Consider the following 14,269-nt stretch of genomic DNA (forward strand, 5'->3'; position numbering starts at 1 on the left):
GTGCCTGGTGTCAGCACGGCGGCGTGCGCCGGGCCTCATGGAAGCGGTCAAGCTCAGCGCGCAGGGCCTCCACCGACAGCGCACGTTCATCGCGGTAGAAGATGTTGTGGCTCTCGAAGGGGATCATGCGGCCGTCGGGCCGGGCCATGTGGATGCAGCTCTTCTTCAACGCGCGGATGTCGAGGCCGCGAGCGTCCATGAACTGCACGATCAGCACGCGAAACACCTTGGTGTAGTCCAGCCCTTGGGGTGCGGCGATCTGTGGCAGGCAGCACATCAGCTCGCTCAGGCAATGGGCCTGCGACTCCGGCGAATGGTTGGTCGCAAACAGCTTGAAGACCTGGTCTTTCAGCGATGCGTCGCGCTCGAAGACGATGGTGTTGCCGGCCGTCTCGACGAGGGTGCGCGGATCGAGAAAGCGTGTCAGGGGCTGCAGTGCGCCGCGGTCGTCGGTGCGCACCGCGTAGGCCATCGCCAGCGTGTCCGGATTGCAGGGCACGGGCACCACATCCTGCGGGCTGAACAGGCCCGATTGTTCGACGATGCGGCGGCGGATTTCGCTGACGGTGAGGCGGTGCCGCGCGGCGTCGTAGGCCTCGACGCGGCCGGCATCTTGCACCGGCTGCAGCGTGACGCCGCGCACGCAGGGCTGGCTGGCAGCGAAGCGGATCACCTCGCCGATCTCTTCGTCGTTGATGCCGCGCTTGACCGTCATCACCAGCGTGGTCGAGAGGTTCAGCGCGTTGAGCCGGTCGAGGGCCTCTTGGCGAATGCGTCGCAGGTCGGCGCCGCGCAGGTCCATCAACGGTTCTCGTTGCAGCGAGTCGAACTGCAGGTAAACCTCGAAGCCGGGTGCGTAGCCGGCCAGCCGTTCGGCGAAGCCCGGCTCCTGGGCGATGCGGAGGCCGTTGGTGTTGAGCATCAGGTGGCGGATGGGCCGGGCCTTGGCCGCGTCGAGGATGTCGAACAACCGAGGGTGCAGCGTGGGTTCGCCGCCGCTGATCTGCACCACATCGGCCTGGCCTTCGCTGGCCACCACCGCGTCGAGCATCGCAAGCACCTCGTCGAACGACCGATGGGTCAATCGCTCGGGGCCGGAGGCCGCATAGCAGGTGGGGCAGCGCAGGTTGCAGTGGTCGGTGATCTCGACGATGGACAGGCAGCTGTGCTGCATGTGATCGGGGCACAGCCCGCAGTCGTAGGGGCAGCCATGGCGCATCGGCGTGGCGAAGCGCTGCGGCATCTCGGGCGGCTTCACGAACACTTCGCGGCACAGCCGGTAGTAGGCGACGTCGTCGCTCATCAGCACCCGCTCGGTGCCGTGCACGGGGCACCACTTGTCCATGTAGACCCGGTCGTCCTTGAAGACGATCTTGGCTTCCACCTGGCGCAAACAGGTGGTGCACACGCTCTGCGTGGTGTCGTAGAACAGATAGGGGCGGTTCTTGCGGTCGCTCATGCGTTCGAGGTCAGGGGCGCCAGGTGCGCGGGGTGGTGCCATCGCCTTCGCTGCCGCCGTGGCCAACCGCGCGCGGCAGGCGGGCCAGCGCCCGCCACAGCGTCGGGGCATACAGCAGCAGGGCGATCAGACAGGTCCACTGGATGCCGGACAGGCCGAAGGGGTAAGGCTGACGCACCGGCTTCCAGTTGTCGCCGACCAGGCGCCACAGCAGGTAGCTGGCCAGGAACAGCTTGAACTGCAGGCCTGGCACGGCGCCGAGGCGATGGCGCAGGCGCCACAGCAGCCCGCCCAACAACCCGAGGAAGACGATCTCGTACAACGGCGAGGGGTGCCGTCGCACGCCGTCGCCCAGGTCCACGCCCCATGGCCAGGTGGTGGGCAGGCCATAGGTGTCGTCGTGCAGCCCGGCCAGAAAGCAACCGACGCGACCCACCGAGATGCCGATCACCAGCGGCACCATCAGCGCGTCGCCGGTGCTGCGCGTCTGGCGAGTGGCCCACTTGGCCAGCTCCACGCCCAACAGGCCGCCCAGCAGCCCGCCGACGATGCTCTGGCCGGGCCAGGCCGCCTGGCCCTGCCAGAGCGCCAGCGCCACATCCGGCCGCTCGATCAGGAACACCGCCTTGTTGCCGATGCCCGCCCCGAGCAGCAGCCCGACGACCACCGCGAAATGGCGGTCGGAGAGCGGCCCGCCGAGTTGCTGGGCGCGCAGGGTGCGCCGCCACCACCAGGCCCCGGTGGCGATCCCCAGGTACTCGAAGGCCGTGTGGACCCAGGCCGCCGTGTGCAGGTCAGCGATCATCGGACGGGGACGGGGACGGGGACGGGGACGGGGGCGCCTCGGTGTTCGCCTTGCCGGCCGTGTGGGCGTCGTCGGGCGTGGCCTCCGGCTCGGCGCTGCGCTTGCGTGTCCACAGCGTGATGCCGCCGATGAGCATCAACCCGGCCAGCAGCATCAGCCCCATCCCGATGGATCTGTCTTCACCGGAGTTGCCGGCGGCGACGACGCACAGACCACACACACCCACACCCAGGGCCAGCAAGGTCAGCACCAGGGCGGCAAGGACTCGAAAGCAGCTCATGGAGACTCCGTCGGCTCAGGTACTTCGGTTCAGGACACATCGCCCGCCTGGGCGCTCGAAGGGCGGCGCAGTTTGCGCAATTGACGAACGCACAGGTAGCTCAGCGCGCCGCCCAGCAACAGCGATGGCACGGCGATCACCAGCACCGCCCCGGCGTAGTCGCCCCCACCCATGCCCATCACGGTGAATGCCGCACCGCAGAGCGTGGCGCCGCCGAAACCGACGAGGCCGAGGATGAGGAACAGCACGGCCAGGGTTCGCGACAGCGAGGGGCGATCGGTGGCCGGTGGTTGATCAGACATGGCAGTCCTTCCAGGCGCGTGAAGCCATCGTGAAGCGAACGACGGGGCCGGCAGCAACCGCGTCGCGCGCCGGCATCAGAAATCGTAGATGTGTTCCACCTGCAGCTCGGGCCGGGCCGCCCAGGAGCGCAGCGCCGAGGCCAGTTGCGGCACCGGCACGGTGACCCAGCGGCGCTCGTGATCCGCTAGGGTCAGCAGCGGTTGCGCGAACACCAGGCGGCCGGCCTCGACCGCGTTGGCGTCACGCGGGGCTCGCAGCGAGACGACGATGTCGCCGCGGTTTCCGGCCACCTCCTCGAACTGGATGCCTTGCTGCGCCAGGCTGGGCCCCTGGGTCGTGAGGCCGGTGCGCCGGGGCACCGTGGCCAGGACGCCCCCCTCCAGGGTGCGCATCCGCTTGAGCGCCGGCCATCGCTCGGCATCGGCGGGCCACGCGTTCAAGATCAGCGCGGTCGTGCCTTCGGCAGCGGGCGCGGGATCGTCCAGCCGCTGCAGCAGCCAACCCCACGCGGCCTTGGCACCGTATTCGGTGGTCAGCGCGAACCGTCGCTCCCATTTGCGCACGGCGTTGTCGTCCCACAGCGGCGTGGCCTGCCACAGCTCTTTCAGCCGGGCGAGGTGGTCGTAGTCGTGCGAGCGGTGCTGCTGGATGAAGCGGGCGTAGTCCTGGGCCACCCGGGCGCCCAGCTCATCTTCCGGCGTGGGCGCATCGGCCGTGGCTTCGGCCAGGCGCCCGATGGTGGCTTCGTAGCAGGCCTTCAGCGTGAACTCGAAGCCGTGCGCGATGCCCTCACCATTCGCGCGCAGGTGGTAGCGCAGGTCGGTGCTGGCGGCGGGTGAGGCCTGGCTGAGTTCGCCGTAGCTTTGCCAGAACTGCGCCACGTGGCTGAAGAACGGAAAGGCGCTGGGGGGCTTGTGGGCGGCCAGGTAGGTGGCCAGTTCGGTGCGAGAGTGCACCGGCATCCATTCGCTGACGCTGTAGAACGTGAGCACGCCGGCACGGCGCTGGTCGTTCGGCGTGCGGGGGGCGCCATCGGTGCGCGGGGCGGCCAGGCCGGTGAAGGCCGCGGTGGCGACGGCCACGGCCACCCACTTGGCGGCCCACGCGCGAGCGGTGCGGTGCCGAAGAGGTCGTGTCATCGCGTTGGTCATGTGCGCGGCACCCCGGCATCGGGCGTGCCGCGGCACGCCAGCTCCCAGAACAGCCACACGGCGCCCAGCAGCGGCACGAGGATCAGGGCGATCGACCAGGGGCTGCGGCCTCGGTCGAGCATGCGTGCCCGCATCAGCGCCAGCAGCGCGATCACCGCGGCGCCCGCCCACACCAGCGCCAGCGTCTGCGAAAACTGCAGGTGCATGAGGCCGCCAAAGAACACCGCCCACACGAGCAGGCTGCCGATCCAGAACCCTTGGCGGCCCAGGCGCAGATCGCCGTTCATGCGGCCAGGGGGCGCAGCACCGGCTCGCCGTGGGCGATCAGCAGGCCCTGCACCGTGTCACGCAGGCCGTCGGGTGTCACCTGCTGGGGTGCCACCGGCGGCGCGGCCACCACCGTGACACGGCTGAACAGCCCGCGGCGGAAGGGCTTGACCATCGCCCGGCCGCCTTCGGCCCTAGAGAAGAACGAGCCCCACAGGTTGACCAGGGCCACCGGAATCACCGGCACCGGGCGGCGCTCGATGATCTTCATGACGCCGCCCTTGAAGGGCTGCAACACGCCATCGTGGGTGATGCCGCCTTCGGGGAAGATGCCAATGATCTCGTCGTCGGCCAGCACAGCGTCGGCCGCTTCGAAGGCGGCTTCGTAGGCGGCCGGGTCTTCACCGCGCGGCGCGATCGGGATGGCCTTGGCCAGCTTGAACAGCCAGCCGAGCACCGGCACCTTGAAGATGCGGTGGTCCATCACGAAGCGGATCGGGCGCGGGCTCGCCGCCATCAGCAGCACTGCATCGACGAAGCTGACGTGATTGCACACGATCACCGCCGGCCCACTGGAAGGGATGTGCTCGGTGTCCACCAGGCGCAGGCGGTAGATGAAGCGCGACAGCATCCAGGCCAGGAAGCGCAGCAGGTACTCGGGCACCACCAGGAAGATGTAGGCCCCCACGATCAGGTTGGCCAGGGCGATCAGGCCGAACACCTCGGGGATGCTGAAGCCCGCCGACAGCAGCGCGCCGACGATCAGGCTGCTGGCGATCATGAACAGCGCGTTGAGGATGTTGTTGGCCGCGATGATGCGAGCGCGGTGGCTGGGCGGCGAACGCAATTGAATGAGCGCGTACATCGGCACGCTGTACAGACCGGCCGAGAGCGACAGCGCGAACAGATCGGCCAGCACACGCCAGTGGGCCGACTGGGCCAGGAAGGCGGCCACCGTCATCGTGCCGGTGGTGGCGTCACCGCCCAAGCCGCGGGAGGCGAAGTACAGGTCGGCGGCGAAGACGCTCATGCCGATCGCCCCCAGCGGCACCAGGCCGATCTCGACATGGCGGCGGCTCAAGGTCTCGCACAGCAGCGAGCCGGTGGCGATGCCGATCGAGAACACCATCAGCAGCAGCGAGGCGACCTGCTCGTTGCCGTGCAGCACGTCTTTGGCGAACGAGGGGAACTGGCTGAGGAAGGCGGCGCCGAAGAACCACATCCACGAAATGCCCAGCAGAGAGCGGAAGACGGCCAGCCCTTCGTGTGCCAGCTTCAGGTTGCGCCAGGTTTCGCTGAACGGGTTCCAGTTGACCTTCAAGCCCGGCGCCGTCGACGGTGTGGCCGGCACCGCTTGGGCCACCACCCGGCCCACGATGGCCAGCACCACGCTGGCCACCGCCACCGCGTGGGTGCCGGGCAGCCAATGATCGGCCGGCAGCGCGATCAGCACACCGCCCGCCAGGTTGCCCAGCAGGATGGCGACGAAGGTGCCCATCTCGATCATGCCGTTGCCGCCGGTCAGCTCATGCTCGGCCAGGTGCTGCGGCAGGTAGGCATATTTCACCGGGCCGAACACCGTGCTGTGCAGGCCGAGCAGGAAGATGCAGCCCAGCAGCAGCGGGATGGCGCTGGTGAACAGGCCGATGGCGCCCAGCACCATGATGACCAGTTCGAGGTTCTTCACCAGCCGGGTGAGCGTCGCCTTGTCGTACTTGTCGGCCAACTGGCCCGAGGTGGCCGAGAACAGCAGGAACGGCGCGATGAACACGGCGCCGATCACCAGCCCGGCCATCTTCGGCTCCATCCACGAGACGTGCATCTGGTAAGTCACCAGCACGGTGAAGGCGAACTTGAAGATGTTGTCGTTGGCCGCGCCCAGGAACTGCGTCCAGAAGAAGGGGGCGAAGCGCCGCTGGCCAAGCAGGGCGAACTGGCCGCCTTCGTGGCCGTGGCTGGGGGACGATGCAGTGGACATGGGACAAGCCTTGCGGGGCGGTGGGTCAGGATGATGCCGCAGCCAGCGTGGGCTGCCGATCGGTATTCGCGAGTGTGGTGGTACGGAACGACACCCTAGGGCGTGTTCACACGACGCAGCTCCGTGCGAACGGGTTGTCCAGGGATGCAGGGCAACGCCGCCGTGCGCCCTGGACGGCCCGTTCCCGAAGGGTTGCCACCAGAACCAGCCGCCCGCGGCGTTGCAAAGCCTCGCCGGGGCCGCACCCCGGCTTCGTTTTGCGCCTTGCGATCGACCGGTTCTGGTGGCAACGCATCGGGGCTGCGTCGTGTGAACACGCCCTAACCACCCTGACGCACGGTTTGTACCGGGCCGCCGCGCTGGGTGCGCACCACCCAGTCGAACATCGAGTCCACCGTCACGGTGGCGATGCGGCCGGCGAACCGGTCACCGGTGGGGTGGTCGTCGAACTCGACGTTCGCTCGCGTCAGCCGTGCCCCGAGCCGGGTGAAGGTGTCGATGTGCAGCACGCTCGGGCGGTAGCCCTCGTCGCGCAGCCACCCTTGCGCGCGGGATCGGCTCTGGTTGCGAGGCTCCAGCGCCATCGCCAGCGTTTCCAGCACCCATTGGTTGGATTGCTGGTAGCGGGTGTTGAAGGCGTACGCCACCATGCTGTAGCGCGGGGTGTGCATCCGTGCCACAGCGGTGTTGTCGCGCAGCAGCGGCAGCACCTGGGCCTGCGCCTCGCGCGTCAGCGGGACGAAGGCCGCCTCGTAGCGGAACGGCCGGTCGTTGAAGAACTCGCCCAGGCCTTGGCGGAACAGATCGGCACGGTCGGTGCCGCAGGCGTTGAGCTTGTGGACCACCCGCCAGGCACCTTGGCCCCCGTTGGCCGATTCGTCCTTGTACGCCAGCCCGAGGTGCGACCAACGCAGACCGTACTTCGACAGGTCCTGCCCGGCGCGGGCCAGCAGCACCACCTGGGCGCCGGAGGCATCCAGCTGCCGGGCGGTGCGGGCGGCCAGCTCCAGCCCAGCCGTCAGTTGCTGGGTGGTGGGCTTGCCTTCTTCGCAGGGGCGGCCCGCGTGGGCGGGGCTGGCCACCAGCGCGATCGTCAAGGTGGCGGCGGCCCACGCGCCACGCGACCAAGGGGCGGCCAGGCGCTTGCTCATCGCGTGATCCGTTCGTCGTGGATCAAGGCACGGCCCAGCTCATTCGGGATGAAGGCGACCGCCTCGCCGGCCACGGAGAGCACACAGCCCGCCGCCACCACACTGGCGACGATCACGGTGCCGGTGGCCACCACCGAAGCTTCGCCAACCTGTGCACCGAACTTGACCGACATGCGGGCGCCATCTGAGGCGCGCTCCAGCACCCACACCGTGCCTTCGGCCACCGCTTCGATGGCGACCACGGTGAACGACGCCCCCGCCACCAGCACGGCCGAGGGGGCCGCCACCGAGATGGCCACCGGCACGGAGAGCGACAAGCCCGATGCGGCGCTCAGGTCTCGCGAGGGGTCATGAGCGTGGGCCGGCGCGGCGGCCAGCAGGGTGAGGCTCAAGGCAAGAGCCATGGCATGGGTCGCATGCGCTCGGCGGCGGGGGAAGGTCATGACAGCGTCCAGATGGTTCAGCAGGTTCATCGAGGTCTCCGATCAGGCCGTGCGGTCGTGGGCAGGATGGGTGTCGAGGTGGTCGCCACGCAGCGAGCGGTCGGCCCGGTCCGCCTCAAAGGCGTCGCGCAGCGTCTTGGCCAGCGTGAAGGCGCTCGAGATCAGGAACAGCCAGCTCACGAGCAGGTAGGCCTTGTACGTCGGGTTGATCTGCATCCGCCACAGGCCCCAGCCGGTCAGCGCCATCGCGAGTGCAAAGCCGCCCCAGACCACCAGGTTCCACATGGGCGTGTCGCCGTTCGGGCCCCGCAGTTGCTGGTCCCGCACGTATTTGGCCAGCGCGAAGGCCGAGCTCAAACAGAAGATGTAGCCCATCACCATGAACGCGCGGTCCAGGTCTTCGCCAGGCAACCAGGCCAGACCGGTGGCGCAAACCGCGATCGACACACCGAACGAGATCCAGACCTGGGCACGCCAGGCCTTGGTGTCGCGGCGGACGATGACGCGGGGTGACGAGGTACTCATACGGGGCCTCTCAGGGCTGTTGAACATGGCTGAATGCTGCGCCGGCTGGGCACGAAAGTCTCGCTTCATGGGCCGGTGTAGCGTGAAGCGGCCGATTGGGTATCGTCAAGCGATACCTGGCGCCGCCGTGGTGAAGTGCCAGCGGGTGTCGAAGACGAGCGGCGACAGGCGTTCGCCGCGCCAGGCCACGCGGCGCTTGAGGGCGAGGTCGAACAGCAGTGGGTTGTGCCGGCGCAGCCGTTCCAGCGGCGCAACGTCCGCCAGGTCCAGCAGGCCCTCTTGCACCAGGCGCGAGGTGGAATACAGCAGGTCCACGCCGGGCAACGGGTAGTCCGAGCCGTGCAGCAGGCGAGGGTGCCAGTCGCTGCGGGTCAGCACGGTCTTCCACACGTCGGCGCGCCGGTTCACCTGGAACAACGCCGACACGTCGCCCAGCAGATGCCCGCGCCAGGCGGGCTCATCCATCAGACGGGCAAACAGCTCGAAGGCCGGCCGCCGGCTGGGCCGGCGCTGGTCCAGGTCCAGCGCTTCGCCCAGCGACGCGCAGTGCGCCATGATGACCCGCACACCCGCCTCCAACGGTGCACGCACCAGCAGCGGGTTGCCGTAGTCGTGCCGTTGCGCGCCCGGCACCGCCTTTTCCTCGCCGCCATGCACGATGAGCGGCGTGCGGCTGCGGGCCAGCTGGTCGTAGAAGGGCGCCAATCGGCGGTCACGCAGGTCGATGGCCATCGCGCTCGGCAGCCACTTGACCGCCAGCGCACCTTGGCGCAGCGCCTGGTCCAGACGCTCGAGCGCGTCGTGCCGCAGCGGGTGGATCGACGCCACCCAGCCGAAGCGATCCGGCGTGCTCGCGGCCACCTGCTGCGCGTAACGATCGGGCACGTGGAAGGTTGTCCACTCCGGCCGATCGTGTCCCGACCCATCCACGGCCCGGTCGAAGGCGAACAGCAGCCAGCGCGCGCCGGGCGGGAAGCCGGCGGCGAGCCGGCGCAGCCGCTCTACATAGGCCCGGTCGACCGAGCCCCCCGCCAGCGCGTCCCCAGGCACGCCCGCCGCGTTCATGATGGTGGCGCGGCGCAGCCGCTCGATCGGGTGCCAGCCTTCGGTCATCGAGGTATGGATGGTGCAGCCCGAGCCGCTGTCTCCATTGCCCAGCAAGTGGGTGTGCACGTCCCACAAGGCGGCGGGGTCGATGCCGTCAAAGGTGGCGTGCAGCAGGTCGGCGATGGCCGTGGGCCAGACCGGCACGGCCGGTTCCGAGCGCGGAACCCGGCCCACCGGATCGACTGGGGTCTCGCTGGCGGTGGCGAGGTTGGTGAACAGCCCGGTGAGGGCGGCCGCACCGCAGCACAGCGCGCGCCGGCGGCCGGCATGAAGGTGAACAGGTTTCGACATGGCGCCGCATGCTCGCCCAACCGACCCGCAAAGTTCACATTGGCGCCCCTTGGTGGCTGCTTTCGCGCCGGGCGGTATCCTTCTGCGCTACCCGCGCCAGATCGGCGCTCACCCGGGCACCCCAAAGGACTGACATGCGCCGCCCCTTCCTCACTCTGCTGATTCTTTCCGCTGCGCTGGTGGCCACATGGCCGATGACTGCGCGAGCCGAGAGCCCGCCCACTGCAGTGGTGGCCGATTCGGCCTATGGCGGAGGCCGCAGCGGAGGCAGCTTCTTCTACCTGGCCGCTGTCAACGGGCAGAAATCTGAAGGCAATGCCTTGCTCGCGAGTCGCGGCGCCAGCCAGGGACAGGGCCAAAACATGCGGCTCAAGTCGTTCGAGCGCTCGGTGCCCGCCGGTCGGGTGAAGCTGAAGCTGGTGGCGCAATGGGCCTACGCCGCGCCGATGCAGGAGATGTTCGCCGGTGACAAGACCAAGCCGCTGGAGGCTGAAGTCGACGTCGAGCTGCAGCCAGGCATGCGCTACGTCGTCAACGGCGTCCTGGACGCTTTCCGGCGAGAGCTGTGGCTTGAAGATGGCAATGGCCCCATCGCCGCCACCAAGACCGTCGACGCGATTCGAGACCCGGCGGTGCTGCAACAGATGGCCAATGCGCAATACACCTGCTGCAATCTGCACTACGAAGACGATTGGATCAGCGACGCCAACTGGGCGACGCTGCCCTTCATACCTGCCGGCGCGCGCATCGTGGTGAAGGAATACGGTCGCCACAAGGCGGAAGTGCTGATCGAAGGCAAACCGATGCGCATCGGCCTGGATTACGGGCGCGACAGGGAGACGCGCGAGCAACTGGTTGCGCGGCTGATGGTGAAAGAAGACCCATCGGCGAAGCTGGACGCCTGGCCCCGGCCCGTGCAGGCCGCCATCCGTGCCGGCAAGGTGGCCGTGGGCATGGACCGGGAGCAAGTCGTGATGGCTCTGGGCCGTCCGCGTATCGACACCACGCCTTCTCTCGACGCTGCGCAGTGGACGTACTACACGTTCCAGGAGGAAACCGTCGTGGTCGTCTGGGGGGCCGATCAGCGCGTCGTTCGAGTGGATGCAACGCCGGCGGTGCGCAAGCAGTTGGTGGCTGAGTAGCCCGGAGCGCAGCGATGTCCACCACCCAAGCGCTGATCGACCAGATCAAGTCCGAGCTGAAGCTCTCGAACATCACCTACGCTCAATTGGCGCCGCGCATCGGCATGGCCGAGTCGAGCGTCAAGCGCATGTTCGCCAAGGGCGACATGCCATTGGCCCGCGTCGACGAAATCTGCCGTGTGCTCAAGCTGGACTTTGCCGACCTCGCGCGCAAGGTCGCCGATGCGCAACCGCTGCGCAAGGAGCTGACGCTGGAGCAGGAGCGGGCGGTGGTCTCCGATCGCAAGCTGCTGCTGCTGGCGATCTGTTGCATGAGCCAGTGGACGTGCGAGCAGGTCGTGGCCACCTACCGAGTCACCGAGGCCGAGGCGATCAAGTACCTCGCGCAGCTCGATCGGCTGGGCATCATCGAGCTGCGGCCGATGAACCGCTACCGCTTGCGCCTGGCAAAGACCTTCCGCTGGCGACCCCACGGGCCGGTGATGCAGTACTTCCGTGAAGACGTGGTGACCGACTACTACGCCGGCGGCTTCGATGGCGAAGGCGAAATGCTGACGCTCGTGCACGGCCAGATCGGCCGCAGCCTGGCGACCTTGTTCAATGAGCGGCTGCAGCGCGTCGCGCAGGACTTCGCCCAGCAGCACCTGGCCGACCAGAAGCTGCCGCCCGACCAGAAGCGGCCCTACACCCTCGTCATCGCCATGCGCTCGTGGCTCTTCGCCGCGTTCCGCGATCTCAAGCGCGAGCTGTGATTCTCGATGCAGGATGTGTTCCCTGGTCTGAGCTGAGACCACGCCTGTCCACGCTCACGGTCGGTGGCATAGTCGGTGATCGGTTCGAAAGCGTGGCCGAATTCGAGCTTTCGTGATGGAGCAACGTCGTGCAAATCCTGGTTCCCACACCGGCCCACCTTCCGGCCTACATCGCTGCGCTGGAGCAGGGGTGGACGGTCGATACCGCGCGAGGCGAGGTGGCGGCTCGTGAGGAGCTGGCCAGGATCCGGGCCGATGCGCGCGTGTTCATCGAACAGCAGCAGGATCGCCTTGCATTGGGAGGGCCGGTGACCCTGCCGGACGGCAGCCAGGTGCCGCGCATTCCAGGCTTCAAGATGTGGATGTGGGACGGCGAGTTCTGCGGGGTCATCAGCTTGCGTTGGCGGCCCGGCCGCACCGACCTGCCACCCCACTGCCTGGGACACGTCGGCTACAACGTGGTGCCCTGGAAGCGTCGGCGAGGCTATGCCACCCAGGCCCTGGCGCAGATGCTGCCGCTGGCCCGCGCCGAAGGGCTGCCCTTCGCCGAGGTCACCACCGACCCGACCAACACCGCCTCGCAGCGTGTCATCGAAGCCAACGGCGGCGTATTGATCGAGCGCTTCACCAAACCTGCGGCGTTCGGCGGCACCGAAGGCTTGCGCTATCGGATCGCGCTGGTGGCCTGAGAGGCCGAGACGCCTGATACGCGCAAGCCCTTGACCGTGCCGCCCCTTCAGCCCGTGATCTACCCACCCACACGGAGACGCTCACCATGCAGATCAAACTGACCAGCCTGACCGTCGATGACCAGGACCGCGCCTTGGCCTTCTACACCGGCGTGCTGGGCTTCGAAAAGAAGCACGACATCCCGATGGGCGGCGGTTTCCGCTGGCTGACCGTCACCTCGCCTGAAGGGGTGGACGGTGTCGAGTTGGTGCTGGAGCCGATGGCCTTTCCACCGGCGCGTGACTACCAGCGCGCGTTGTTCGAAGCCGGCATTCCATCCACCGCCTTCTTCACCCACGACATCGCGGCCGAGTGGGCCCGGCTGCAGGCGCTGGGTGTGCGCTTTCGGGGCGAGCCCAAGGTCATGGGACCGGTGACGGCCGTGATCTTTGAAGACGGCTGCGGCAACCTGATCAACCTGGTTCAACCGTCGGAGCCAGCGTGATGGCCATTCGCGTGCGAGAGATCGATCACGTCGTGCTGCGGGTGATCGACCTGGACCGCATGCTGCGCTTCTACACCGAAGTGCTGGGCTGCCAAGTGGAACGGCGCCAGGAAGAGATCGGATTGGTGCAGTTGCGCGCGGGCCGCTCGATGGTCGATCTGGTGCCGGTCGATGGTCGGCTGGGCTTGCGCGGCGGGGCGGCGCCCGGGCGCGAAGGCCGCAATGTCGACCATTTGTGTTTCCGCGTCGATCCGTTCGACGCCGATGAGATCCATGCGCATCTGGCGGCGCACGGGGTGCAGGGCGGCCCGGTCGAATCGCGCTATGGCGCTGAAGGCGAGGGGCCCTCGATCTACCTCGACGATCCCGAGGGCAACACCGTCGAGTTGAAGGGCCCGCCCGCCACCGTTTGAGCGCCCGCCGGCCCGCACACCATCAGGCGCTGATGCCGACGGTGAGCGTGGCCGTGAACCCGGCGGAGACGCTGCCGGTGACGCTGGCGAGCTCCAGCCCGTCGGTGTCGTCGCTGAAGATGTTGTCGGTCGACAGCGACATCTGCGCGAGGTTGCCCACGCTGTCGTCGTAGCCGCTGGCCACGCCGTACACCAGGTCGCAGGCGTCCTCGGGGAGGGCCAGTTGCGAGGTCTTCACGTTGTTGCGGCCGGTGGTGGCGGTGTCGAGGCTGCTGTAGATCTCGAAGTGCATGTGCGGCCAGCGCCCGCTGTAGCAGCCCGGGAAGATGGTGGTGAAAGTGACTTCGCCATTCGAGTCGGTGACCTGCACGGCGCGCAGGTAGTTCTCGTCGGTCACGCCGCTGGAGTACAGCGAGTAGTTGCCGCCTGCGTCGCAGTGCCAGAGGTACACGGCATAGCCTTCAAGGCTCGCGCAGCTGGAGGCGGTGTTCACCACTTTCAGCGTCACGGTCATCTCCACGCCCTCGGCCTGGTTGCTGCCATAGTCGCCGAAGCTCGAACGCATGTCGCTGCGAACGATGCCGCTCATGGTCAGCACGTTGACGACGCCGCTCGAGTTGCTGTTGGTGCCATCGCCGGGGTAGGGGCCGTTGGTTTCGCTGGGGATCACCGAGCAACTGCCGCTGTCGCTGCCACTGCTGCCTCCGCTGCTGCCGCTCGATCCGCTCGATCCGCTGCTGCCCGAGCTGCTCGTGCCGGCGTCGGCGTCGCCCCCGCCGCCACAGCCCACCAGGCCGAGCGGCGATGTCATCGCCGCGCCGACGGCCAGCCAGCGCAGCATGCCGCGCCGTGCCAGCGCCCGCTGGGCAAGGGTGTTCAGGTCGGCCGCCAGGCCGTGCGGGTGATCGTCACGCCGATCGTCAAGGTGGTGCGGGGTGTTCATGGCCCACATCGTGAAGGGCCGCTGTGTCGCGCGTTTTCCCGTTGTTTGTCAGCCCTGACACACTCGCGTACGTTTCGCCATCTTG

Annotated in this window: 17 protein-coding genes; 5 read left to right on the plus strand and 12 right to left on the minus strand. The window is 68.1% G+C overall.

The genetic code is table 11. The annotated features are described in order from the left end of the window. Nucleotides 1-10 precede the first annotated feature (10 nt). From AACH06_RS09900 to AACH06_RS09950, 11 genes are all read right to left on the minus strand, one after another. Nucleotides 11-1,459 carry a radical SAM protein gene (locus tag AACH06_RS09900; RefSeq protein WP_341425488.1) on the minus strand — a complete coding sequence of 483 codons (1,449 nt, stop codon included), beginning with the start codon at nt 1,457-1,459 and terminating at the stop codon, nt 11-13. A 10-nt stretch (nt 1,460-1,469) separates the two neighbouring features. After that, nucleotides 1,470-2,264, minus strand: coding sequence for a prolipoprotein diacylglyceryl transferase (locus AACH06_RS09905; RefSeq protein ID WP_341425489.1), 795 nt, complete (start codon nt 2,262-2,264; stop codon nt 1,470-1,472). Further along, complete coding sequence (locus AACH06_RS09910) at nt 2,254-2,544, minus strand: hypothetical protein (protein ID WP_341425490.1); 291 nt, start codon at nt 2,542-2,544, stop codon at nt 2,254-2,256. Before AACH06_RS09910 ends, AACH06_RS09905 begins: the two co-directional genes overlap by 11 nt. A gap of 29 nt (nt 2,545-2,573) precedes the next feature. Beyond that, entirely contained in the window at nt 2,574-2,846 is a 273-nt protein-coding gene (locus AACH06_RS09915; protein WP_341425491.1) for a hypothetical protein, read from the minus strand. Between the two features lie 75 nt (nt 2,847-2,921). Then, nucleotides 2,922-3,986 carry a hypothetical protein gene (locus AACH06_RS09920; protein ID WP_341425492.1) on the minus strand — a complete coding sequence of 355 codons (1,065 nt, stop codon included), beginning with the start codon at nt 3,984-3,986 and terminating at the stop codon, nt 2,922-2,924. A gap of 8 nt (nt 3,987-3,994) precedes the next feature. Then, nucleotides 3,995-4,285 carry a DUF805 domain-containing protein gene (locus tag AACH06_RS09925; RefSeq protein ID WP_341425493.1) on the minus strand — a complete coding sequence of 97 codons (291 nt, stop codon included), beginning with the start codon at nt 4,283-4,285 and terminating at the stop codon, nt 3,995-3,997. Further along, on the minus strand, nt 4,282-6,243 hold the full coding sequence (locus AACH06_RS09930; protein ID WP_341425494.1) for an MFS transporter: 1,962 nt from the start codon (nt 6,241-6,243) through the stop codon (nt 4,282-4,284). Before AACH06_RS09930 ends, AACH06_RS09925 begins: the two co-directional genes overlap by 4 nt. A 320-nt stretch (nt 6,244-6,563) precedes the next feature. Further along, nucleotides 6,564-7,394: a DUF2145 domain-containing protein gene (locus AACH06_RS09935; protein ID WP_341425495.1), complete on the minus strand. Its 831-nt coding sequence runs from the start codon at nt 7,392-7,394 to the stop codon at nt 6,564-6,566. Then, nucleotides 7,391-7,867, minus strand: coding sequence for a hypothetical protein (locus AACH06_RS09940; protein ID WP_341425496.1), 477 nt, complete (start codon nt 7,865-7,867; stop codon nt 7,391-7,393). Before AACH06_RS09940 ends, AACH06_RS09935 begins: the two co-directional genes overlap by 4 nt. A gap of 12 nt (nt 7,868-7,879) precedes the next feature. Next, complete coding sequence (locus AACH06_RS09945) at nt 7,880-8,362, minus strand: YiaA/YiaB family inner membrane protein (protein WP_341425497.1); 483 nt, start codon at nt 8,360-8,362, stop codon at nt 7,880-7,882. A 105-nt stretch (nt 8,363-8,467) separates the two neighbouring features. Beyond that, nucleotides 8,468-9,760 carry an amidohydrolase family protein gene (locus tag AACH06_RS09950; protein WP_341425498.1) on the minus strand — a complete coding sequence of 431 codons (1,293 nt, stop codon included), beginning with the start codon at nt 9,758-9,760 and terminating at the stop codon, nt 8,468-8,470. Nucleotides 9,761-9,894: 134 nt separating this feature from the next. Between AACH06_RS09950 and AACH06_RS09955 the strand changes: the two genes are divergently transcribed. The 5 genes from AACH06_RS09955 to AACH06_RS09975 all read left to right on the plus strand — a co-directional run bounded on the left by AACH06_RS09955 (nt 9,895) and on the right by AACH06_RS09975 (nt 13,241). Continuing rightward, nucleotides 9,895-10,902, plus strand: coding sequence for a hypothetical protein (locus tag AACH06_RS09955; protein ID WP_341425499.1), 1,008 nt, complete (start codon nt 9,895-9,897; stop codon nt 10,900-10,902). 14 nt (nt 10,903-10,916) lie between these two features. Continuing rightward, nucleotides 10,917-11,654: a helix-turn-helix domain-containing protein gene (locus AACH06_RS09960; RefSeq protein WP_341425500.1), complete on the plus strand. Its 738-nt coding sequence runs from the start codon at nt 10,917-10,919 to the stop codon at nt 11,652-11,654. Between the two features lie 128 nt (nt 11,655-11,782). Continuing rightward, nucleotides 11,783-12,343, plus strand: a complete 561-nt coding sequence (locus AACH06_RS09965; RefSeq protein WP_341425501.1) for a GNAT family N-acetyltransferase — start codon at nt 11,783-11,785, stop codon at nt 12,341-12,343. Nucleotides 12,344-12,429: 86 nt separating this feature from the next. Then, a complete protein-coding gene (locus AACH06_RS09970; RefSeq protein WP_341425502.1) occupies nt 12,430-12,828 on the plus strand; it encodes a VOC family protein in 399 nt (132 codons plus the stop codon). Continuing rightward, nucleotides 12,828-13,241 carry a VOC family protein gene (locus tag AACH06_RS09975; protein WP_341425503.1) on the plus strand — a complete coding sequence of 138 codons (414 nt, stop codon included), beginning with the start codon at nt 12,828-12,830 and terminating at the stop codon, nt 13,239-13,241. The genes AACH06_RS09970 and AACH06_RS09975 overlap by 1 nt, the downstream gene beginning before the upstream one ends. Before the next feature lie 22 nt (nt 13,242-13,263). On the opposite strand, the gene AACH06_RS09980 is transcribed toward AACH06_RS09975, so the two are convergent. Beyond that, entirely contained in the window at nt 13,264-14,184 is a 921-nt protein-coding gene (locus AACH06_RS09980; RefSeq protein WP_341425504.1) for an intradiol ring-cleavage dioxygenase, read from the minus strand. Nucleotides 14,185-14,269 lie beyond the last annotated feature (85 nt).

Source organism: Ideonella lacteola, assembly GCF_038066555.1.
GTDB lineage: Bacteria > Pseudomonadota > Gammaproteobacteria > Burkholderiales > Burkholderiaceae_C > Ideonella > Ideonella lacteola.